The sequence below is a fragment of the Algoriphagus sp. oki45 genome (genome assembly GCF_036245605.1).
Lineage (GTDB): Bacteria > Bacteroidota > Bacteroidia > Cytophagales > Cyclobacteriaceae > Algoriphagus.
This window is the reverse complement of record NZ_BTPC01000001.1, coordinates 598,775-621,217: the sequence shown is the minus strand read 5'-3', so window position 1 is coordinate 621,217 and position 22,443 is coordinate 598,775. Positions and strand designations below refer to the sequence as shown.

The window sequence follows — 22,443 nt, the reverse complement described above, 5'->3', positions numbered from 1 at the left end:
ACCCTAAAAGTCTGCCTGGACCTAGAAAGAGGAGAAAAATTAACCATAGTCATCCCAGCCTCGAAAGAAGAACTTTCAATTGCAAACTGGGCCGATATGGATTTGGTGTCAATCATGCTTAAGAGGGTGCAAATGTTGTGTTTTAGTGATTTAATTGCAAGAAAAATACCAAAAAATATTAATGGTGAAGTTAATTGTTCTGTATCAATGGGTTAAATGATATTAATATTCAGATCGATTTGCCATAAGAAAATAATCTTTCGAATAAGGGATCAATCAAAACATCAATGGCTATTCCGAACGATAAACCGATAACAAAATTCAAGATGCCATCTCTTTCAATGCCGCTACAAACCGATCCAATTCCTCAGTAGAGGTATAAATATTGGGTGAAATCCTGCAGCCACGGACTCCGGCCCCATCGATTGCTACCGTAAATATCTGATATTTGTCCATCAGCGTTTTGGCCATCTCGGCAGGGCTCATTTTTTCGATTCCTACATTGGCAATGGCACAGGAACGCTCAGGATCGATGGGGGTATTTACTTGGATACCCGGGACATCTCTCACTTGGTCAGACCAATACCGCTGAATATATCTCAGCCGGTCTTCTTTCCTTTTGGCACCGATTTTTCCATGAAAATCCACCGCATCCAAAACAGCCAAATCTGTTGCTGCCGGGTGTGTGCCGGTATTGTTCAGGTATTCCAAAGTCTTTAGTTCTAAATTGAATGGTGCGATCATCGGCTCCAGTTTCCCGATTTTCTCCTTTTTGACATAGAGCATTCCGCAGCCCAAAGGCACGCTTAGCCATTTGTGCAGGCTGGATCCATAATAATCACAATCCAAATCATGCATATTAAAGGTAAAATGACCCACAGCATGTGCCCCATCCAACATCACTTCTACACCATGGGAATGAGCCATATCGGCTATTTTTCTCACTGGAAGGATGTGTCCGGTGATATTTACAATATGCGGAACCATCATCAGCTTGGTTTTTGGAGTGATGGCTTTTCGATAGACTTCCACTATCTCTTCGTCGCTTTCGGGATGGATAGGTATATCTATTCGGACTGTTTTGATTCCACGCCTTTTAGCAGTCAGCTCAAACATGGTCTGCATACTTCCGTAATCCTGATTGGAATAAATGGCCTCATCGCCGGGATTCCAGGGAAAACCCTGAATGATCAAGTCAAGGGACTCCGTGGTATTTCTGGTCAAAACGACCTCCTCAGGATCAGCACCTACCAGTTCGGCCACCTTAGCAGCGGATTTGGCTTTGTCCTCTACTTTAACCGTCCGCATGTAATAAGACCCTTGGTAGTTGATCTTTCGGACATGCTGAATGTATTTTTCCAGAATTTCTTCCGGCAAAAAACAGTAATATCCGTTTTCCAGATTGATGTAATCAGGCTTAAGTTTATACCCCGCTCTGATTTGCGCCCAAATATCCTCCGAATTCCAATCCATATTATTCCAATTGAAAGCTTCTGCTTTTCCGGAAAGTAAAGGACTTCCTAGGCCTAATGCCGCTAAATATTTGAGAAAGGATCTTTTGTTCATAGTTACCGGGAGGTTAAAGGATATAAGAGAGAAGCCAGATAATCACCAGAAACAAAGCCATCCAAGTGATCCACGGCGAGCGTTTGGGGAATTCAAATTGACAGATCGGACAAACTTTTGCTTTTGCATCGACCTCCATGGCGCAGGAAGGACATTCTTTGGTTTTCACAGGCAGGCTTGAACTCTTTGGGCTGAAATCTGATTTGCTCTATAAGTAAATCAAAATTCCTATGAAAATCGAAATTTGGTCGGATGTAGTTTGTCCTTTTTGCTATATCGGAAAGAGAAAAATGGAAAAGGCTCTTAAAAAATTTCCCTTTGCATCGCATGTGGAAATCGAATGGAAAAGCTTCCAGCTCAATCCAGATTTGCAAACCAATCCCAATATCAGTACTGTAGAGCACCTCGCTCAATCTAAGGGTTGGTCTCTGGAGCAGACACGTGAAATATCCTCCAATGTCTCAGCTATGGCCAAGAAAGAGGGATTGACCTTTGACTTTGACCGTGCAGTGGTGGCCAATACGAAAAACGCACATCGACTGATTCATTTGGCAAAAGAATCCGGAAAGCAAGATGCCATGAAAGAGCGCTTGCTGAAAGCCTATTTCTCCCAAGGCAGAAATGTAGATGATTTCGATACCCTTTTGGAATTGGGAAAAGAGGTCGGCCTTGATGAGGAAATAATTAAAGCTTTACTTAATTCTAATCAGTATGAAGACGCTGTCAATCAGGATGTTTATGAATCCAGACTGATTGGAGTTAGGGGAGTACCTTTCTTTGTTTTGGATAGAAAGTTTGGGATTTCAGGAGCTCAGCCTGATGAGGTTTTTGATCAGACTTTGGAAAAAGCTTGGGCAGAATTCGCAAAAAATAATCCCGTACTCGACATCGCTTCCAGCACTGATGGCGAAAGTTGTGATGTGGACGGGAATTGTTGGTAGAAGCTTAAAGCAGGAAGGCCGATGATGAAAGAAAGCTTCCGTCTTCGGTCTTCCATCTTCCTACTTTTTACCACACTCCTCTGGCCTTCATTTTTAGGGTATAGACAGAACCCATGGCCGTTATAAAAAGAGTTCGGCGGTCAGTAGCGCCGAAACAGACATTTGCAGTCCAATTTTCAGGAACTGGAATATGGGCAATCTGCTCGCCTTTTTTGTCAAAAACGGTTACACCCTTTCCCGTCAGATACAAATTTCCACGGTCGTCTATGGTCATTCCATCAGAACCCATCTCACAAAAGAGGGTTTTGTTGGTTAGGTAGCCATCCTCGTTGATATCGTATCTCCAAGTTTTCTTATCCCCAATATCGGCTACATACAGTATTTTTCCATCAGGCGTTCCTACGATTCCATTGGGTTGTTTGAGATCTTCAGCTACACGAAAAAGCTCCGTGCGATCCGCAGAGAGGAAATATACGTGCTGCCCGTCTTGCTCCATTTCTTTTCCCCGGATTCCTTCCCAATAGGGTCTGGGATAGAGTGGATCCGTAAAATACAAGCCTCCACTGGGTCTCACCCAGATGTCGTTAGGACCGTTCAGCTTTTTGCTTTTAAAAGAAGGGACCAAAACCGTTTCCTTCCCTGTTTTGGGATCAATCGCCCAAAGTTCATTGTTCAGATCGGCTGCAGCGATCAAAGTCCCGTCAAGTTGGAAATAAAGTCCATTGGACCTTCCCGCACCTTCTCGGAATAGAGAAATTTGATTGCTGTTGGGATTCCAGATGTAAATCTTGTCGTTAGGCTGGTCAGTGAAATATACGTCACCTTGCCTGTTGATAGCTGGTCCTTCAGTAAAGGAAAAACCATCCTGAACTTTTACTAATTCAGCGCCTTTGGCTACTAGTCCTCTTTTATCCTCAATCTGGGCAAATGAAAATGTCCATGAGACAAAAAGGAAAAGGAAAAGAAGGGGGTACTTTTGCATGGGTTTATTGGGTTTGATTTCGGTTCATTACAAATATCAGTTTATTCAGCTCCGGACTGTAGGCCAATCGGGTGATTTCAGAATGGGAATCCGAAGAGATTTTCCCCAACGATTTCCAGTCTTCGCTGTTTTTGTTTCGGACGAAAAACTCATTTCCACTGGCCATCAGTAGGTAATTTTTATCCATCCAGATCAAATCCTGCGATCCGGCAACAGTCTTTCCATATGTGATGGTTTTATTTTTTTTCAGGTCAAAAGCAAAAATCCTGTTAGTATTTGATTCTTGATTTTCAGAGGCTTCTTTGGTGCTGATATAAGTGATTTCCCAGGTTTTTGGTCGCTTTTTAATGGATCTGCCCACCTGAGTATCTATTTCTAAAATATCTCCTTTGCCTTTTACATAAACCAGTTTATTCGGGTTGCCTAAAACGAAAAGAGCCCCTTTATTGTCCACCCAATCGTAATACCCAACTGGCGCAATGTCATCATAGAGCAATTCTGCGGGTTCTTCCACGATAGGATAAAGCCAAAGTCTCTGAGTTCCGTCCGGTTCTACCACCACTGCCGAGATGTATTGCTTGCAGTCAGTGATTGCCGGCGAATACTCACTTCGATCGGAGGTTTGGGTGAGGTTGGTGAAATTTGCTGTGCGAAAACTGTAAAGAATAATGTCGTGGTTGCCTTTTTCATCAGCTGCCGAAAACACCAATTCGGAATCATTGATAAATGAGGGTTGATTATCATAATAATTCCGGTTGGTCAGTGGTTTGGCAGTAGAAAAATCCAGTTCCATTTTTTCTCCTTTCCCTTGGGTATCTATCACCCATAAATCCGTAGGCGTCTGGGCCATAAGGACTTGGGTGATTGAAAAATAAAGAAGAACTGAAATTCGGAAACATTTAATCATGAAGGCATTGACTTTTGCCAACCAAATTACAAAATGGGTGTTAGAATGATGTGCAAAAATTAAAGCTTTATACGGATTCTTTTTTCGACGAATTGAGGCAAAAGGAAGATCCTCTTGCAGACAAGGCGGTTTTATTTTTGATTCAATCCCCAAAGCATGTTTCTGTAATCAATGGTTGGAAGATGATTCCAGAGGCATTTCCAGATGATTTTCCGGAAGAATTGAAAGATTTTTTCCAGTTCTACCTGGATAAAGCCCAAGGAGCCGACAAAAATTTGCTGGCTAGAGCTCAGGCATTTTTTGAGAAAAGAGGCGATCTGTATTTAGCTATGCTGGGTTTTTATTCCCTTCCATACTGCTATGCCTTTGCTGATGGTGCCGAAGTTTTGGTCCGATCGAATCGAATTGTGGATCAAATCGGCGAGCGATTGGGTGAAACCAGTGCTTTTGTGATGGAGATCTTTAAACCTGGAGCTTTTTTCGAAAGCAGGGAGGCTTATCTAGTCTGTGCAAAAGTTCGTTTGATTCATGCCTTTAGCCGTTTTTTTATCCGTCGATATGCTCAAGACTGGGACGATTCCTTCGGTAAACCAGTCAATCAGGAAGACATGCTTGGCACCAATTTGGCCTTCAGCTTTATCGTCCTGAGAGGACTGACCAAAATGGGATTTGCCCCAACAGAGAGGCAACAGGCGGACGTACTTTGCTATTGGAAGTGGGTAGGGGAACTGATGGGGATCGATGTCACCTTCTGGCCTGATACACCAAAAGAGGCTATTGAACTGGATAGGCATATTCGAAAGCGACACCTCAAGTCTTCTGCAGCCGGAAAAAAATTGATCCGATCCTTGATCTCATTTTACGAAGAAGCCATACCTGAACCTATAATTCAAACCCAAGTTCAGGGGATTCTCCGCTTCTTTTTGGGAAAGGAACCTGCCGATGTGCTTGGTTTGGAAAAAGGAATTAGCTACTCAGGTGATATTCTGGGCTTGATGTTTACATTTTTGGGCTGGAAAAATTACGGAGGTCAAAAAGGGTACTCCAGCATCCGAAGAAATCTGGAAAAACAGCAAAAAGAGCGCTTTGGCCAAGTATTGAAAATCAGCCTTCCTGAACTGAAGCGTACATAAACGGACACTTACTTGTCCACTATTTTAACAATTGTTTTGAATAGTATGCCCTGAATCGCATTTTGAGGCAGATTTGCCAGCTGGCACCTTTTTCGTACATTCCCTTACATGAAAGAATTCATCACCAAGCTGAGAAGTGTTCCCTTGGAATTGGTTTTTTGGATCGGAAGTTTGCTTGCCATCCTGACGATTCAGCCGAGTGCTGAGGCACATTTCACGCTCTGTCCCTTGGATCATTTGGGATTTAGCTGGTGCCCGGGTTGTGGATTGGGACGGTCAATGAACCTTCTGGCAAGAGGGGATTTTGAAGCTTCTTGGTCTATGCATCCATTGGCTATGCTGGCTTATGGGGTGATCTTTCACAGAATTTGGACTTTAATCAAAAACCTAAAAACAACACACAATTATGGCTAATGTATTGAGACACCTTCCCGAACTGGAAGGAATGGAACTGGGCTACATCCAGGGATTGATGAAAAACATGGATGAAGATCAAGCTTCTTTATTTGCTCAGGTATACCGGGCAAGAAGAAAGGATTCTCAAATGATCCTGATCCTGACTCTGATCGGTTTCTTTGGATTTGCAGGCCTTCATCGCTTTATCCTTGGACAGGTAGGATTAGGAATTCTCTATATCCTGACCGTGGGGTTGTGTTTTATCGGTACCATCGTGGACTTGGTCAATTACAAGAGTCTGGCATACGAATACAATATCAAAATGGCCCATGAGACCCTATCTATGATCACCAACAACTTTCCCGGAACAGGATCTTCTCAAATCTAAGATTTAACAAAACACATTAACTGACCCCTGATTTCCTTAGGTTTTCAGGGGTTTTTCTTTACCAGTCATCTTCTTGATCTTCCCGAGAATGGAAAAGATCCGAAAAGTGACTTTCACCTGCTTCAGAAAGCAGAAGATGGAATCCGCTCAAAAGCTTTCCGGCTTGCTGCAATTCCTCAAAAGATGCCTGAGATACATGAAAAGGAAGCTCAATCAACTGCCTGGAATCCGAAGAAAATGGAGGAGGGTTGGAAGAGGAAAACAAAAAAGGCCAAAGGGTTTTTGAGCAGCTTATTCCCCAAAAATCCAAAAGAAACTGATGGTCATAAGCATTGAGCCGTTCATTGATTTCCTCAAAAAATCGTTGTGTTTCCTCCAGTCGGATTCTTGAACCTGCCCTGGATTTCCCTTTGGTTTTCAGATGTTTGATTTGAGATTTTCCCTGTTTTTTTCGAACCATGTATGCACGAAATACTTTGTGATCCTCCAATTTTCCCCGATGAAAATACCCTAATGCAGCCTGGCCTGATTTGATAAGTGCTAAAGCAAAATGAGCATTATCTATAGGTGCCATTCCTTTTTCAGCATCCCAAATTGTGCCCCAAGACAGAAAGATTTTTGCCAACCATTCCTGTTTTTTCTCTAAAACAACTTGATGCTTGGCCGACAAGTAATTGATCTCCAATCCTTCCTGGGAAGCCCTCTTCAGGATTTCTTCACATTTCTTTTGATCAATGAAAAGGGAATCGGGAATTTTCAACATACCGGATGGCTTGAAAGGCTATCTTTGTGCAAATAAACCAAGAAATCATGAGCGAGGAAATCGAAAAGCTTTTTGCCCGAATGACTGACCCCAAAGAAAATGATGCGTATCATTTTGCAGAAAAACTGGGAAAAATGGCAGACGAAGAGGTAAAGAACCGACTGATTGATCTGGTAAAAGGTGATCATTGGGAGACAGCATTCTTGGCCTGTCATTCTCTTTCCAAGACTCAATGGAATGAAGAATCTCTTGATGCAATATTTGAAGCTGTTTTCGATCGAAAGAATAAATCAGTACAAGGAGAACTGGTACAAGTACTCGAAGAATTTGACCTAAGTGACCGCTTTGTAGACTTATTGAAAGTTTATCTATTTGGCAATTTCAAGGCTTCTACTTTAGCAAAAGACTTACTCGACAGTGTGGAGTTTGACATCACTCCAAGAACCATCCGCAAAGCAGAGAAGCACTGGAACCACTACCTGCACAATCCAGAAGATGAAGGAAGTCTGGCCATCAAAAAATTGGAAGTAGAACCTATGCTTCAAGAGATGAGAGAATTATTTAACTGACCAGATACAACATTTGATTTTTTTGGAAGTTTAAAATCATGTATGGATGGGTTTGAAGTCATTGAGTTACAACAGAATTTCTTTGAGGATTTTGGCTATAGCCTACATCCTTCCACCTTCATTCTTGAAAAATCACAGAAGCATGGCAAGCAGGTGATTTTCATTCATTATCAGGAGTATCCGGATGCCGCTTATTTGGAATATAAATTAGGAATCCGAATAGATCAGGTAGAAGAAATTATCCATCAGTTTTTGCCTACGCTGAGCGATTATGCCGAAAGATCCATCACCTTAATTCAGACTCCTGATAAAATTGGAAAAGAAATACCCAAAAGATTTGTCCTTTCAAACAATTCTCAACTTGCCGAAGCTATAATGGCGGCAGAAAAATTTTTTGTCAGTCATGGTTTTCATTGGTTGGATCAGATGATCAAACCCCAGCTCCTAGAAAAGGAATTTGCCCAAAGAAATCAGCATGAGTTTCGCACGCAAAACTTCGTTTATTATGCCTTTAGAGGTGTGACCTTGGCTAGACTTTACAATCCAGACGACTACTCAATACTGAGGGAAATCTATCTTAGCGAAATCAATCATCGAGAAATGACTCCTTTCACCATCGCTTCATTTCTTCAACTTTTGGATTTTTTGGATCATTTAGAAATTAAGATTTCCTCCTGACACCCCTTACCGCTTCAGCTTCTAAAGGATTTTCAGGCCACTCGTGCTTGGGATAGCGACGTTTCAGTTCTTTTTTCACTTCAAAATATCCATTTGCCCAAAAACTCTTCAGATCCTGGGTAAGCTGTACGGGTTTGAAGCCTGGAGATAGCATTTCGATCAAAACAGCCACTTTTCCCTGATTGACTTTTGGGGTGTCCAGAAGACCAAATAATTCCTGCAAACGAACAGAAAGCAGGGGAGTACCACCGTCCTCTTTGTATTCCAGTTTGATCTGACTGCCTGAAGGCACGGAGATTTTGGCTGGTGCCAACGATTCCAAAAATTGCTGCTGCTCAAATGAAAGGTGGTGCAGTAGGATTTGACTCAGGTCCAATTTTTTAAAATCCTCATTTTTGGAAACCGTATCCAAGTAGGGTTCCAGCCATTCCGGTGAGTTTTTGCAAAGAATAGCTATCGACCATTCAGGCCAGTTTTGATCTGGATTCCATTTTTTTAACGAATGCACACGGCAGATCAATTGCATCGCATCCTCATTCCAGTCGAGAAGAAATTGGCCTTCTTCTTGGATTGCCTTAAGAATGGCTTGCTTAGCCAAGGACTGGTCAAACTTTTGCAGGGGCCTAGTACCCAAAATTATGGCTCCAATCCGGATCTCTGAGTGGGCAATCAATCCTCCTTTCTTTCGATCCCATTCAAGGACTTCTTTGGTCTTGAGCATGGGAGCCAAATCTTTGGGATTCAAGGGTGCTGCTAGCCAGATTTTTCCTATGCCTTCCCGAGCATCTACATGGGCAACAGCCAGCCAAGACTCATGTGCCAAATCATCCCGATGGCCGATTTGAGCAATTTTTCCGTTGGAAAGCTGAAACTGAGCATTGTTTCCCGGCCGAGCTGCAGCGATCCGCTCAGGATAAGCATAAGCCAAAAGTAATCCTGTAGCCCAAGGATCGGCAGGTTTGTTTTCCGGCTGAATAGTAAAAAGACTGCGATACTGAGCTGCTACTTTTTCGATTTTTTTGATTCGGGACATGCTGACACCCCGATCACGATATCTTCGAAGGGCATCAATTCTCAGAATTAAATCCACCCCTGCATCTGCTGGCAGTGGATCCCGTTCTTCTAAAACAGCGGCAACATCAGTGGCTAAAGCCAATTGATCCATCCGCTTGGCGTAGATCAGCATATGTGCAATACGGGGATGAACAGGTAGCTGATGGATTTCCTTTCCGTGATTGGTAAGTTTTCCATCTTCCACAGCATCGATGGCTTCCAGCACTTTTTCGGAAAGGGCCAAAGTACCTGCAGGAGGGGGAGTCAGCCAGGTCATGGATCGAATATCGTCTTTTCCCCAAGCCTTCATATCGAGCACAAGCGAAGTCAGATCTGCCTCCAAAAGCTCTGGAGTGCGATATTCTGCCAATTGAGCTTGAATGGCTTTGGTCCAAAGGCGGTAGGACTGACCCGCAGTCAATCGGCCTGCCCGCCCACTTCTTTGATCCGCAGAATCTTTGCTGATCCGATGAAGTACAAGTCGGGAAAGACCTGAACGTGGATCAAAACGATTGGATTTGGCAAAACCAGAATCTACGACCACTCGAACACCCTCGATAGTAAGCGAAGTCTCGGCAATGTCGGTAGAGAGTACAATTTTCCTTTTCCCCGAAGGATGCGGGAGAATAGCCCGATTTTGCTCCGATGGAGAAAGTTGTCCGTAAAGCGGAACAATTGCATCCTCGGGAAGCGCTTTTCTGAGGATTTCTTCTGCTTTTTTGATTTCTCCTTGTCCTGGCAAAAAGACCAAAAAATCTCCCGAATGCTTTTTGGTCAAAGGGATGATGTTACGGGCTGTATCCTCACCGATGGCGTATTCATCGACTTCATTGAGGTAATGGACCTCCACAGGGTATTGTCGCCCTTGACTTTCAATGACTTTGGATCCCAAAAGTTCGGAAAGCTGCTCTGCGTCAATAGTGGCAGACATCAGAAGAATTCTCAGATCAGGTCGGAGGACTTGCTGAACTTCTCTGGCCAAAGCCAAGGCAACCTCAGAAAATAGATTCCGCTCATGGAACTCGTCAAAAATCACCAGGCCAACTTCTTCCAGGGCATTGTCCTGATGCATCATTCGAGTAAGGATTCCCTCTGTGATGACTTCCAGCCGGGTTTGATTGGAAATGGCCGATTCGAAGCGGATCCGATATCCGACTGTTTTCCCTACACTTTCTCCAAGCATGTCCGCCATTCGCTGGGCAATGCTTTTCGTAGCCAATCGTCGTGGTTCGAGCATGATGATTTTTTTTCCTGCTAGCCACGGTTGGTCGAGTAATGCCAAAGGCAAAAGCGTACTTTTTCCGGCACCCGGAGGAGCTTGAATGATTAAGGAATTGGAAGAGGATAGTTGTTTTTTGACCTCAGGAATTATTTCCGAAACAGGGAGATCAAATGAAAAAGGATTGAATTTGGACATGGAGCACAAAAATAAAAAAGCCATCCGGAATAAACCGGATGGCTAAGTAGATAAACCTATTTTCTGATCAATTCGCAGAAGCAATTTTGGCAGCGGCTTTACCGTATTCCCAAGCCACTTCAAACCCACCTGAATTCACCCGATAAACCAATCGCTCTTCCATAGTAGAGGTCTGCTCTGAAGGCACATTGACCCGCAATTGGTCTTCTTTGGCGTCGTAGTTAAATGCGCCCCACTGCTTGGCCACTTTGTTGAAAATAAGGGTAGAGGAACCTTCATTGGGAATGATAAAGAAGCTGTAGGTACCTGCAGGCAACATTTGACCTTCTACCAAGATGTCCTTGTCAGTAGTGAAAGTAGTCGCTTCGTTGGCTCCTGCTCTCCATACCTGACCCAATGGAACTAGGTCTCCCCAAATGGTTCGGCCTTTTACGGCAGGAGAAGAATAATTGATGGTGATTTTTGCACCTCCGGCAGTACCCTCGGCAGTCATTGCTGGACTTGCTTTTTCCTGAGCTAAAACGAAGGATGCAGACACTGCAAGAAGAAAGAAAGAAAGTAGTGCTTTTTTGATGTTCATGGTAATGTTGATTTAGGTAAGTGATTGAGGATAATGAACGTAAATAAGAACATTAAATTATAAAAACCATAGGTCAAATTGAGCTTTTGCTCAAAATGACCTGAAGCGGACCAAATTAAATTTTAACCCAAGCTTGTTTTTTGTTGCTTTCTACGATTCGTTCGCCAATGATCAATTCTCTCAGACCATCTGCAAAAGTCGGGAAAGTGGGAGAGGAGGGCTGTTTGCCTTCGGCAATAGCGGCATAGACCTCTTTGAACATCTGCTTGGAAGTATCCGGGAAGCCTTCATTGTGACCTCCAGGGAAACTGATCAGGGATGAAGCCTCTCTGTGGAACAGGGATGGATCTTTCATCAGCTGCTCGTTGGCTTTTTCACGCTTACCGATCCAAAGCTCGTTTGGTCTTTCTGAATTGAATTCAAAATTTGACTTAGAGCCTGCGATCTCGATATTCAGACGGTTTTTGCGGCCCGCGTTTACCTGAGAAACGGTGATGGAACCTTTAGAACCATTATCAAAGCGAAGTAGTACCGTGGCATGGTCTTCAGTATTGATCGGCACTTCTTCATAGTCGTCCATAGTCAGCATTTTTCCTGAGTAGGTTTCGATCGGCTTCAAAGGCTTCAATCGGGTCTTGTGAACGGTGGAGAAATCAGCCATCACTTCGGTGATTTTCAAGCCGGTCACATACTCCGTGATATCCAAAAGATGTGATCCGATATCTGCTATAGCCCGGGAATCTCCTGATTTGTCCGGTTCCAATCTCCAGTTGTAATCTGTGGCTAAATACAACCAGTCCTGAAGGTATGACCCCATGATGTTATACACTTCGCCCAATTCTCCCTTTTCACGCATGACCTTCATTTGGCGGACCATAGGGTAATAGCGGAGGTTGAAATGTACCGCATTGACCAAGCCGGTCGTTGAGGCAATTTTTACCAACTCTTCGGCTTCGTGGATTTTGACTGCCAAGGGTTTTTCGCAGATGACATGCTTTTCAGCCTCCAGCACGGCCTTGGCTTGAGCATAATGGAGAAAATTTGGAGTACAGATATGAACTACATCGATATCCGGCTGCTTGAGCATCTCATCGAAAAGATATGCCCGAGGAATTCCAAGCAATTTTGCTTTTTCATCGGCCAATTCCTGATTGACTTCTACGAGGGCTACCACTTCTACATTGGGAATTCTTCGGAGAGCTTCAAGGTGCGCTGGTCCGATAAATCCAGTGCCTACAATGGCCGCTTTGATGGTTTGGGACATAGGTTTATTTTGGTTTTGTAGATTATAAATAGGGCTTGAATTTAGAAATTTTGGGATGAAATCACTCAAAATCGAAATTCAAAATCAGGAAGTCTTGGAAATCAGCTCAAAAGATCCATTTAGATTTTCCTTTCCCCAAAGTTTACAGCTGCATGTTTATTCTGTGGCATTTCAACTGATCGAATTATGAAAGTTCATTTTATTCCAATAGAAGCAATTCAAAGCGCTCCTTGAATACCGAGAATGAAAAAACCAAACTCCAAACCTTAACCATTTCTAAAAATGATTTGAACCATTCATATGGAATTGGGATCATTATGAAAAAACGGCTTTCAAAAAGGACTGATTTTCTTTAATTTACTTCCAAACGTTAATTTACCCATGGCAAACTATAACTTAAAAATCAACGGCAAATCCCATAGCGTGGATGTCGAAGATGATACCCCGCTTCTTTGGGTACTTCGAGACCACTTGGGCATGGTCGGTACCAAATTTTCCTGCGGCATTGCCCAATGTGGAGCATGTACGGTACATCTGGATGGAAAAGCTACTTTTTCCTGTGTGACTCCCATTTCCAGCGTTGGAAATTCAGAAGTGACTACCATCGAAGGGCTTTCTGAAAAAGGAGATCATCCGGTACAAAAAGCTTGGGAAGAAGTCGATGTAGCTCAATGTGGCTATTGCCAAGCTGGTCAGATTATGACAGCGGCCGCTTTTTTGGAACAGAATCCAAGCCCCTCTATGGAGGAAATAGACAACGCAATGAACAGAAATATCTGTCGATGCGGGACTTACCACAAGATTCGTGAAGCAGTTGCCCTAGCCGCTAAATCCAAATAATCATGAAAACAATAAGCAGAGCAAGCAGAAGAGATTTTCTCAAAATAGCAGGAACCACAGCAGGTGGTTTGTTTATCGGTTTCAATTGGTTTAGCTGTGATTCTCCCAAAATTGAGGCATTGAGCACGGATGAAATTTTGGCACAAGCCAAATCCTTCAATGCGTACCTCTCTATTTCTCCTACCGGAGATGTGGTCATCTACTCTCCAAATCCCGAGTTGGGTCAGAATATCAAGACATCATTCCCCATGGTCGTGGCCGAGGAATTGGATGCGGATTGGGAAAAAGTGCGTGTAGTCCAAGCCAATTTGGATACGGAAAAATACGACCGTCAGCTTACCGGTGGATCAGGAGCTATGCCTCATAGCTGGGAAAGACTCCGAAAAGCGGGTGCTACCGCAAAATATGTTTTGGTTGCCGCTGCGGCAAAAACCTGGAATGTTCCGGCTGAAGAAATCAGCGTAGAAAAAGGAATCATTTCCCATAAAAACTCTGGTAAGAGCGGGCATTTTGGGGAATTTGTTGCAGAGGCTGCCACTATTCAAGCACCAGATGAGGTGACGTTGAAGGATAAGAAGGATTTCAAAATCATCGGCACTCCGGTGAAAAACGTAGATGCCAAGGAAATGTACACCGGAAAACCACTTTTTGGATTGGATTTCTATCGGGAGGGAATGAAACAGGCCATGGTTCAGCGAGCTCCTTTTGGAATGAAGATCAAATCCGTAGATGATGCTGCCGCTAGAGCAGTTTCAGGAATTACAGATGTGGTCACTTTTGGCACAAGCGTGGCAGTGGTAGGTGAGTCCACCTGGCCATTGATGAAGGCCAAAAAGTTGTTGAAAGTGGAATACGAACCAGACGGCACCGTCGAAAGCTCGGCGGATCATGACCGAATTTTTGCCGATTTAATGGCTTCAGGCAAGGCAGAAGTAAGAAGAAAAGACGGCAATGTGGATGCGGTCTTCAAAGGTGCGGCAAAAGTTGTCACTGCCGAATATCAGTGCCCTTTCTTGGCTCATTCACCGATGGAGCCGGAAAATTTCTTTGCCCATGTGCAGGGTGACAAATGCGAATTGATAGGGCCTACCCAAACTCCGGATCGTGCCAGGCAATCTGCCGCACAGATTTTGGGTGTTCCTGCGGAAAATATTACCGTGGAAATCACCCGACTGGGAGGTGGTTTCGGAAGAAGATTAAGAGCCGATTATATAGAAGAAGCAGTTCATATCTCCAAAGCTATCAACGCTCCGGTAAAAGTAACTTGGAACCGGGAAGATGAATTGACCGGAGGAGCCTATCGCCCTGCAGTTCGTTATCGATTTGAGGCGGCATTGAATGAATCCGGTGAAATGATCGGCTACAAACTTCGAGGTGTGGGAATGAATGCCGGGAATTCTACCCGCGAAAACAATTTCCCATCCGGTGCAGTGGACAACGTTTTAATCGAAAGTGTCAACTATGAGTCAAGCATCACTACCAACGCCTGGAGAGCTCCGATTACTAACTTCTTGGCTTATGCAGAGCAAAGCTTCTTGGATGAAGTGGCCTTGGAAGCTGGAAAAGATCCGGTAGAATTCCGTTTGGAATTACTCAATCGAGCCAAAACCAATCCCGTCGGCGAGCTGGGCTACGATGTGGACCGAATGATCGGCGTAGTGAAAATGGCAGCTGAAAAGTCCAATTGGGGCAAAGATCCGAATGTGAAGCAAGGTTTCTCAGTGTATTTCTCCCATCGATCCTATGTGGCTCAGGTAGCTAATATCGAAATGCAAAGCGGTACACCGGTTTTGAAAAAGATCACTGCCGTGACCGATTGCGGGATGGTCGTGAATCCGACGGGCGCCAATCATCAGGTACGAGGTGGAATCGTAGACGGCATGGGCCACGCAATGTATACTAACCTCACTTTCGAGAATGGGGTACCCAAGCAGAGAAACTTTGATTCTTACCGTTTGATCAGACTCAAAGAAGTGCCTGAGATCGAAACCCACTTCTTGGATTCCGGTTTTGATCCAACTGGCTTGGGTGAACCAGCCCTTCCACCTACAGGCGGAGCGATTGCCAATGCGATTTTCTCCGCGACAGGTCGAAGACTCAGAAGCCAGCCGTTTATCGAGCAGAAGGAATTCTCCGATATTAAGCTGGAGATTCGAAGAGCCTAAGGGGAGGAATGATAACCCATACCAATGCTGCTTCTTCAGAGGCAGCATTTTTTATTTATTCACCACATAGGCACATAGATTCAGATAGTTTATGGGTGCATAGCTATGCTCTATGTTTTCTATTGTGTCTATGTGGTTAAAAATTTTTGAAGGTTGACTTCCAGTAAAAATGGCTCACGATCTTGATGTTATGCTGCTTTTCCAAAAGCAGCATTTGTCTGAGGAAAGTCCTGCCAATAGAGAAGAAAGACTAACTAATTTTACCACATAGGCACATAGGATTTGAGATGAATAGCAATACTTGTATGTCTTCTATTGTGTCTATGTGGTTAATTTTTTTGAATTGGACTTTTTGTAAAATGTCTTCCCAGCTTGTTCTTTTCGAGGCAAAGCATATTTCTCAGCTGGAAAATGAAAAGAGCCTCTAAAATCAATTAGAGGCTCTTTAAATATAAATATGCTTTGTGAGAGATTATAGAGTTGATCTTTTGATCAGTTTTTCAATTTTCAAATCTTGTAATCTTTCAATCCAATTTCTTCGCTTCCGCACTCAGAATTTCATTTTCATCCGCTTTGGCTGATGCAATGAACTCCCCAATCGCCTGATTTTTGGCTTGTCCTTTTTTCAATAAAACTCCCAAAGCTAACGCAACCGCGATTCGAGTTCCGGTTTTCTTTACGGCTGTTCCAAATAGTGGCTCCAACTCCTCATAGCTTACCTCCTCGGCAAATTCACGAATCGAATTCATAGCCGTTTCCAGTTTGTCGCCAGATAGATTGGTCAACTTTTTCCCTATTTGCTGGATTTCATTGATTGCCTTTTTCTGAGGCTGATTTTGTGGCTGAGCTTGGGGTTTGGGCTGATTTTGGGCAGGAGCTTGAGTATTTTGCTTCGCCCAAGTATCCTTTAAACCCACTGTTTTATTGAAAATCAACCGGCCTTCTTTGGAATCAGGATCCAAGGTGAAATAACCCAAGCGCTGGAATTGGAATTTATCTTCCAAAGTCGCCTTGGCCAAAAAGGGCTCTAAATAAGCTTCTTTGATGATATTCAATGAGTTTGGATTGATGAATTCCAAAAAGCCCTTTTCCTCATGGGCATCCGGTGCTTCATCCAAAAACAATCGATCGTATTCCCGAACCTCAGCTTTGATCGCATGGGCAATGGATACCCAATGCAAGGTTCCCTTCACTTTTCGCTCACTGGCTTCTGTTCCGCTTCCGGATCTGGATTCCGGATCATAGGTACAATGGATTTCCTGAATTTCACCGGAAGCATCTTTGATCACTGATTCTCCTTTGATGATATAGGCGCTTTTCAGCCGAACTTCATTTCCCAGAGAAAGTCGGAAGAAGTTCTTTCCAGCGTCCTCTTTAAAGTCCTCTCGCTCAATGTATAATTCCCTGGAAAATGGCACCTCATGCGTACCTGAATTTGCCTCTTCAGGGTTATTTTCCAAATGAAGAATTTCTGATTTTCCTTCTGGATAATTGGTAATGACCAATTTCACAGGATTCAAAACTCCCATCACACGGGTAGCAGTTTGGTTCAAATCCTCCCGGATGCAGAATTCCAACAAGGAAACATCAGTCACATTATCCCGCTTGGCAATACCTGCCAAGTCGCTGAATTTACGGATGGAGGTAGGAGTATAGCCTCGTCTTCTTAATCCAGATATGGTAGGCATCCTTGGATCATCCCATCCTGCTACCACTTTCTTTTGTACCAATTCGAGTAGCTTTCGCTTGCTCATAACGGTGTAGCTAAGATTTCTTCTGGCGAATTCTCGTTGCTTCGGTCTCAACTTGGCCGGATCCACGATTTGGTCCAAATACCAATCGTAAAGTTCACGATGAGCTTTGAATTCCAAGGTGCAGAGGGAGTGAGAGACTTGCTCGATGTAATCCGATTCGCCGTGTGCCCAGTCATACATGGGGTAAATGCACCATTTGTTTCCGGTTCGGTGGTGATGGGCATTGATGATCCGGTATAAAATCGGATCCCGCATGTGCATATTGGGAGAAGCCATGTCGATTTTGGCTCTCAAAACATAGCTTCCAGCAGGGAATTCCCCATTTTTCATCCGTTCGAAAAGATCCAAACTCTCTCCAACTGGACGATTTCTATATGGGCTGTCAGTTCCGGGGGTAGTTGGAGTGCCTTTTTGCGAAGCGATTTGCTCTGAAGTTTGCTGATCGACGTAAGCTTTATCTTTTTTGATAAGCTCTACTGCCCAATCGTGGAGCTGCAGGAAGTAGTCAGAGGCATAGCATTCATTAGCCCATTTGAATCCAAGCCAAGCAATATCCCGCTTGATGGCATCGACATATTCCTGTTCTTCCTTGGATGGATTGGTATCGTCAAATCTCAGATTTACAGGAGCTTGGTATTTTTCTCCTAAACCAAAATTCAAACAAATGGAGGCCGCATGGCCAATATGAAGGTAGCCATTGGGTTCGGGTGGGAATCTGAATCGAAGATTTTCTTTCGAAAACCCTACAGCCAGATCTTCCTCGATGATATGTTCTATAAAATTCAGGGACTCGGTAGATTCTTTCATAATTCTTAATAGAGGCCCAAAAATACTTTAATTGAAAGGAATTGCAATTAAAAAGCAGTGAAGACTGGAGATGGAAGACCCCTGCCCGACGCAGGCGGGGAAGACCGATGTCGGATGTTAGCGATCTAAAATCTTGTGTCTAAAGTCTTAAATCTCGTCCATGCCTCGCTCAGGCCAATAGGGCCCGGTTAATATCAATTTTTGATCCTCCCAGTCTATCTCAAAACCGATTTTCATTTCCTCTTTTTGCTGCTCGTGAATAGCCAAGCAGGCATTGAAATGCACTAATTCAAACTCCAAGACCATGGAGCCAGTAGTAATTGACTCAAATTCAGGATCGGATATGAGCTTGACTTTTTCAGCGACAGCTCCTTCTTTTTTGTAATAATAGGAGAGGAAAATCCCGAGTTCCTGTTCTCTTTCGGCTAAAATTTCTTCCAATTCCCCTTTTGTATTGGAGGTTGGGGAAAAATCAAAAGTCCAGGTTTCTTGCATGATAATCGGATTCTTCAATACCAAGGTCGGAGAAACTTACCGCTTCAGCAACTTAAACCCAATTTCCCTTCCCTGACCTTGAAACATGGCCAGATTGATCCAAAACCAGGCAAACTGCTCCATTAGCTCAAATTTGTCATTCCCACCAATGGAATAGCATTCTCCAAATCCAGTATCTTTGGCTAGCTGAATTGCTACACTTTTCCCCTTCTCACTATCTCCAGCCACAAACATATCCAAAGCCGTTTCCCCATATTTTGGATTGGCCATATTGTTAAATCCTGTCGTGTTAAAGCATTTGACTAGGTCTCGGGTTTGGGTATGCGCGAGGATGGCTTCTGCGGTGGTTTTGAAGCCGGCAGGTCCTCGTCCCATGACGATGTTCATCGAGTCGATAATGATTTTGCCGGTGGTATCACCCAAACTTATGGCAACTTCCACAGCAGCAGGGGCAGGGGTGGCAATCAGGATTACTTCAGATTCTTTGACGGCTTCTGTTATCGGAAAAACCTGTGTGTTGGGATTGTTCAGGAGTTCTTTTCCTTTGAAATTGGCTGTATCCTGAACTCCAAGATTGATTTTATGTCCGGCTTTGGCCCACTTAGTGGCCAAAGTACCACCTACATTTCCGGTGCCGATGATTGCGATTTTCATAGCAATAAGTTACTGTTTATTTAAAAAATTCACCACCAACTCAGCCGCTGCAGCACCGGAGTTTTGCTGTTGACCCGTGATCAAATTTCCATCCTGAATGGTATAAGAGGAAAACGGCGCAGCAACTTTGAAATTGGTTCCGGAAAGTTTTCGAGCCTCATCTTCAATCCGATAAGGCTGGATTTTCATTCCTACCGCCTGATCTGCAAACTCTTCTTCCGCATCGGCAAAACCTGTCCAGGTTTTTCCTGACACAAGCAGTTCTCTGTTTGATTTTTTGGCTTTCAAAAGGAGGGTAGTCGAATGACAAACTGCGGCACTGGGCTTGCCGGCTTCATAGAACTCCACAAAAAGCTTTTCCAAATCGTTATTTCCCCGGAAGGTATACATGGGTCCTTGACCCCCGACCAAAAAAATGGCTGCATAGTCAGCAGGATAGACTTCCGTCAGTTTTTTGGTGTTTTCCAGCATGGCTTTGAATTCCGGCTTTTGTAAATAGCCCAAGGAAATCACATCATGTGCGGAATAGCCACTCGCACCGGTGGGATTGGAATAGGCATCCATTTCCAATTTTCCTCCTTCGGTTGATACCAGTTCCACTTCATATCCAGCTTCTTGGAAAACCCGCAATGGATGGGTCAATTCGGCGATCCAGAAGCCGATAGGCCAACCTGTTTGCTTAGAGACGGTAGGTGAACTAGCTACCATCAAGATCTTTCCTTTGCTGGGAGCGCCGTGAAAATGTACGTAAGTGTTTTTCTCTAAAATTTGATTCATGATTGTTTTGACTAGTTGATGGAATCAAAGATTGAAATGAATGCTATCTTTGGCTATATACTTACCAAAGATGTAGATATGCACTTTTTAGAAAGAAATAGAAAATTGAGAAGATATGCCTGATTTCTTATTTAACAAAAAGCTGTACTACAACCCGGTCGAGTTTGCCATGGACCGAATTGGAGGTACATGGAAAATGCCCATCCTTTGGAGACTCAAAGATCGCGTGATGCGCTACGGGGAGTTGAAAAAAGACATTCCGCACATCACCCACAAAATGCTCACCAGCCAGCTGAGGGAATTGGAGGAGGAGGGTTTTATTCACAGAAAAGTCTATCCTGTAGTTCCGCCAAAAGTTGAATACTCCATTACTGAACGTGGATTAACCGCCATTCCTATCATCGATACCATTAGAAATTATGGATTGCAACTGATGGAAGAGTTTGGGGTAGGAGAGAAAAAATAAGCAATTTCAGGCTATGAATTACCCGATTTACCTGGACTATAACGCCACAACGCCCTGTGCTCCTGAGGTCATAGAAGCCATGCTTCCTTACTTTGGAACCCATTTTGGCAATGCCGCCAGCAAAAGTCATCCCTATGGCTGGTTGGCAGAAAATGCCGTGGAAACAGCCCGAGAGCAAGTAGCCAATTTGATCGGAGCCAGGCCGAAAGAGATCATTTTCACCTCGGGAGCTACCGAATCGATCAATCTGGGAATAAAAGGAACCTTTGAATCGTATCAGGGAGAAAAGCAGCATTACATCACTGCCCTGACCGAGCATAAGGCCGTATTGGATACCTTCGCAGAAATCGAAAAAAGAGGTGCTGAGGTCACCTATCTTCCAGTCGATTCCAGCGGAAATATCAGTCTGGAGGAACTTGAAAACTCCATTCTCCCGCATACCAAAATGATTTGTCTGATGTGGGCCAATAATGAAACGGGAGTCATTCATCCTGTTGAGGAAATAGCCGATTTGGCCGAATCAAGGAACATTATCTTTTTCACGGATGCCGTTCAGGCAGCAGGAAAAATCCCGGTTTTCACCAAAGGAATTCACCTGATGGCCATATCTGCTCATAAACTATATGGACCCAAAGGGGTGGGAGCACTTTATGTTCGGCACAACCATGATTTACCCAAACCCTTGGCACAAATCCATGGGGGTGGACATGAAAAAGGTATGCGAAGCGGTACACTCAATGTGCCTGGAATCGTAGGTTTTGGAAAAGCAGCAGAACTTCGATTGGCAGAAATTAAAGCTGAGGCTCAGCGTTTGGAAATCCTGCGAAATAAACTGGAAAACAGACTTTTGGAAATATCAAACACTTTTCTGAACGGGAGTCAGCAATCCCGTTTGCCACATGTAACCAACATTGCCTTTGGTGGAGTAGAAGGAGAGGAGTTGCTCAAGATGGTGAACCAAAAGGTGGCCGTTAGCTCCGGTTCGGCCTGTACGTCCATTTCACCCAAACCCAGCCATGTCCTGGCAGCCATGGGGTTATCCTCGGATTTGGGTCGGGCTTCCATTCGCTTTTCTCTGGGAAAAAATACCACTGAATCGGAGATTGAGATGGTTCTAAATTGGGTGAAAAAAGGGGTTTTGGAGTTAAGGAAGCCTTGAAAAATTAAAACTGAAGTTAGAATAATCAGAACTTAAACAGTTAAATATCAGTATATTTAGGCTATGGAAACCAAAAAGCCAGAGACTGTTAACGAACCTGAAGCAGAATATGGAATGTATTCTTATGCGGACTATCTGACTTGGCCGATCGATGAAGTAGTAGAATTGATCAAGGGAATTCGATTTAAGAAGGCTGCGGCTGCACCCAAGAGAATTCATCAACGCGTTTCGGTCAAATTAGTAAGTAAACTTTATCATTTTTTGGAAGGCAAAAAATGTCAGGTATATGATGCTCCCTTTGATGTGCGATTCCTAAAAGGATCCAAAGAAGACCACAAAATTCATGACGTCGTCCAGCCAGATATCTGCGTGATTTGTGATCCTGAAAAGCTGGATGAAAGAGGATGCCTAGGCGCCCCTGATTTGATTGTAGAAATCCTTTCTCCGGGAAACAATAAAACTGAACTCAAGCACAAGTACAAGCTTTACGAATCTCATGGGGTCAGGGAATACTGGATTATCCATCCAGAAAACCAAAACCTGATGATTTACACATTGGTAAATGGAATTTATGTGCCATCCCGATTGCTTACTTCTGGAGACGTAGTCCAGTCAGATGTACTTGAAGGCTTTGTATTAGACTTAGAGGATTTTTTTAAGGATATCGAGTAGTAAATTTTCAATTTTCA

22 protein-coding genes are annotated in these 22,443 nt (G+C 43.7%); 11 read left to right on the top strand and 11 right to left on the bottom strand.

From position 1 onward, the window contains the following. Nucleotides 1-321 precede the first annotated feature (321 nt). The gene (locus AAA942_RS02715; RefSeq protein ID WP_338218694.1) at nt 322-1,566 is read right to left on the bottom strand and encodes an aminotransferase class V-fold PLP-dependent enzyme; all 1,245 of its coding nucleotides are present in this window, start codon (nt 1,564-1,566) and stop codon (nt 322-324) included. Nucleotides 1,567-1,796: 230 nt separating this feature from the next. Here AAA942_RS02715 and AAA942_RS02710 point away from each other — a divergent pair, with 230 nt between their 5' ends. Next, nucleotides 1,797-2,507, top strand: a complete 711-nt coding sequence (locus tag AAA942_RS02710) for a DsbA family oxidoreductase (RefSeq protein ID WP_338218693.1) — start codon at nt 1,797-1,799, stop codon at nt 2,505-2,507. 67 nt (nt 2,508-2,574) lie between these two features. On the opposite strand, the gene AAA942_RS02705 is transcribed toward AAA942_RS02710, so the two are convergent. Both AAA942_RS02705 and AAA942_RS02700 read right to left on the bottom strand, forming a co-directional pair. Continuing rightward, the gene (locus AAA942_RS02705; protein WP_338218692.1) at nt 2,575-3,489 is read right to left on the bottom strand and encodes an SMP-30/gluconolactonase/LRE family protein; all 915 of its coding nucleotides are present in this window, start codon (nt 3,487-3,489) and stop codon (nt 2,575-2,577) included. 4 nt (nt 3,490-3,493) lie between these two features. After that, nucleotides 3,494-4,339 (bottom strand): hypothetical protein, encoded by an 846-nt coding sequence (locus tag AAA942_RS02700; RefSeq protein ID WP_338218691.1) that lies wholly within the window; start codon nt 4,337-4,339, stop codon nt 3,494-3,496. A gap of 107 nt (nt 4,340-4,446) precedes the next feature. Here AAA942_RS02700 and AAA942_RS02695 point away from each other — a divergent pair, with 107 nt between their 5' ends. The 3 genes from AAA942_RS02695 to AAA942_RS02685 all read left to right on the top strand — a co-directional run bounded on the left by AAA942_RS02695 (nt 4,447) and on the right by AAA942_RS02685 (nt 6,313). Continuing rightward, nucleotides 4,447-5,529 (top strand): oxygenase MpaB family protein, encoded by a 1,083-nt coding sequence (locus AAA942_RS02695; protein ID WP_338218690.1) that lies wholly within the window; start codon nt 4,447-4,449, stop codon nt 5,527-5,529. A 108-nt stretch (nt 5,530-5,637) separates the two neighbouring features. Beyond that, nucleotides 5,638-5,943, top strand: coding sequence for a DUF2752 domain-containing protein (locus AAA942_RS02690; protein WP_338218689.1), 306 nt, complete (start codon nt 5,638-5,640; stop codon nt 5,941-5,943). Beyond that, the gene (locus AAA942_RS02685; RefSeq protein ID WP_338218688.1) at nt 5,936-6,313 is read left to right on the top strand and encodes a TM2 domain-containing protein; all 378 of its coding nucleotides are present in this window, start codon (nt 5,936-5,938) and stop codon (nt 6,311-6,313) included. The genes AAA942_RS02690 and AAA942_RS02685 overlap by 8 nt, the downstream gene beginning before the upstream one ends. Before the next feature lie 58 nt (nt 6,314-6,371). On the opposite strand, the gene AAA942_RS02680 is transcribed toward AAA942_RS02685, so the two are convergent. Further along, a complete protein-coding gene (locus AAA942_RS02680; RefSeq protein ID WP_338218687.1) occupies nt 6,372-7,076 on the bottom strand; it encodes a hypothetical protein in 705 nt (234 codons plus the stop codon). 47 nt (nt 7,077-7,123) lie between these two features. On the opposite strand from AAA942_RS02680, the gene AAA942_RS02675 reads away from it, so the two are divergent. Beyond that, the gene (locus AAA942_RS02675) at nt 7,124-7,645 is read left to right on the top strand and encodes a HEAT repeat domain-containing protein (protein WP_338218686.1); all 522 of its coding nucleotides are present in this window, start codon (nt 7,124-7,126) and stop codon (nt 7,643-7,645) included. Nucleotides 7,646-7,687: 42 nt separating this feature from the next. Beyond that, entirely contained in the window at nt 7,688-8,323 is a 636-nt protein-coding gene (locus AAA942_RS02670; RefSeq protein WP_338218685.1) for a hypothetical protein, read from the top strand. On the opposite strand, the gene hrpB is transcribed toward AAA942_RS02670, so the two are convergent. From hrpB to AAA942_RS02655, 3 genes are all read right to left on the bottom strand, one after another. After that, on the bottom strand, nt 8,307-10,793 hold the full coding sequence (gene hrpB / locus AAA942_RS02665) for an ATP-dependent helicase HrpB (protein WP_338218684.1): 2,487 nt from the start codon (nt 10,791-10,793) through the stop codon (nt 8,307-8,309). The two genes, AAA942_RS02670 and hrpB, sit on opposite strands and share 17 nt — an antisense overlap. 67 nt (nt 10,794-10,860) lie before the next feature. Next, nucleotides 10,861-11,373 carry a DUF2911 domain-containing protein gene (locus AAA942_RS02660; protein ID WP_338218683.1) on the bottom strand — a complete coding sequence of 171 codons (513 nt, stop codon included), beginning with the start codon at nt 11,371-11,373 and terminating at the stop codon, nt 10,861-10,863. Between the two features lie 115 nt (nt 11,374-11,488). Beyond that, nucleotides 11,489-12,637, bottom strand: coding sequence for a Gfo/Idh/MocA family protein (locus AAA942_RS02655; RefSeq protein ID WP_338218682.1), 1,149 nt, complete (start codon nt 12,635-12,637; stop codon nt 11,489-11,491). A gap of 381 nt (nt 12,638-13,018) precedes the next feature. On the opposite strand from AAA942_RS02655, the gene AAA942_RS02650 reads away from it, so the two are divergent. Together AAA942_RS02650 and AAA942_RS02645 are read left to right on the top strand one after the other, a co-directional pair. After that, on the top strand, nt 13,019-13,477 hold the full coding sequence (locus tag AAA942_RS02650) for a (2Fe-2S)-binding protein (protein WP_338218681.1): 459 nt from the start codon (nt 13,019-13,021) through the stop codon (nt 13,475-13,477). A 2-nt stretch (nt 13,478-13,479) separates the two neighbouring features. Beyond that, a complete protein-coding gene (locus AAA942_RS02645) occupies nt 13,480-15,642 on the top strand; it encodes a xanthine dehydrogenase family protein molybdopterin-binding subunit (protein ID WP_338218680.1) in 2,163 nt (720 codons plus the stop codon). A gap of 524 nt (nt 15,643-16,166) precedes the next feature. On the opposite strand, the gene AAA942_RS02640 is transcribed toward AAA942_RS02645, so the two are convergent. The 4 genes from AAA942_RS02640 to AAA942_RS02625 all read right to left on the bottom strand — a co-directional run bounded on the left by AAA942_RS02640 (nt 16,167) and on the right by AAA942_RS02625 (nt 20,129). Further along, entirely contained in the window at nt 16,167-18,203 is a 2,037-nt protein-coding gene (locus AAA942_RS02640) for a glutamine--tRNA ligase/YqeY domain fusion protein (protein ID WP_338218678.1), read from the bottom strand. Nucleotides 18,204-18,350: 147 nt separating this feature from the next. Then, the gene (locus AAA942_RS02635; protein ID WP_338218677.1) at nt 18,351-18,698 is read right to left on the bottom strand and encodes a hypothetical protein; all 348 of its coding nucleotides are present in this window, start codon (nt 18,696-18,698) and stop codon (nt 18,351-18,353) included. Nucleotides 18,699-18,734: 36 nt separating this feature from the next. Continuing rightward, nucleotides 18,735-19,352, bottom strand: a complete 618-nt coding sequence (locus AAA942_RS02630; protein WP_338218676.1) for an NADPH-dependent F420 reductase — start codon at nt 19,350-19,352, stop codon at nt 18,735-18,737. Nucleotides 19,353-19,361: 9 nt separating this feature from the next. After that, a complete protein-coding gene (locus tag AAA942_RS02625) occupies nt 19,362-20,129 on the bottom strand; it encodes a type 1 glutamine amidotransferase domain-containing protein (protein WP_338218675.1) in 768 nt (255 codons plus the stop codon). 115 nt (nt 20,130-20,244) lie between these two features. Between AAA942_RS02625 and AAA942_RS02620 the strand changes: the two genes are divergently transcribed. From AAA942_RS02620 to AAA942_RS02610, 3 genes are all read left to right on the top strand, one after another. Beyond that, entirely contained in the window at nt 20,245-20,595 is a 351-nt protein-coding gene (locus tag AAA942_RS02620; protein ID WP_338218674.1) for a winged helix-turn-helix transcriptional regulator, read from the top strand. Nucleotides 20,596-20,608: 13 nt separating this feature from the next. Then, the gene (locus AAA942_RS02615) at nt 20,609-21,754 is read left to right on the top strand and encodes a cysteine desulfurase family protein (RefSeq protein ID WP_338218673.1); all 1,146 of its coding nucleotides are present in this window, start codon (nt 20,609-20,611) and stop codon (nt 21,752-21,754) included. A gap of 63 nt (nt 21,755-21,817) precedes the next feature. Then, complete coding sequence (locus tag AAA942_RS02610; RefSeq protein ID WP_338218672.1) at nt 21,818-22,426, top strand: Uma2 family endonuclease; 609 nt, start codon at nt 21,818-21,820, stop codon at nt 22,424-22,426. Nucleotides 22,427-22,443: the final 17 nt, after the last annotated feature.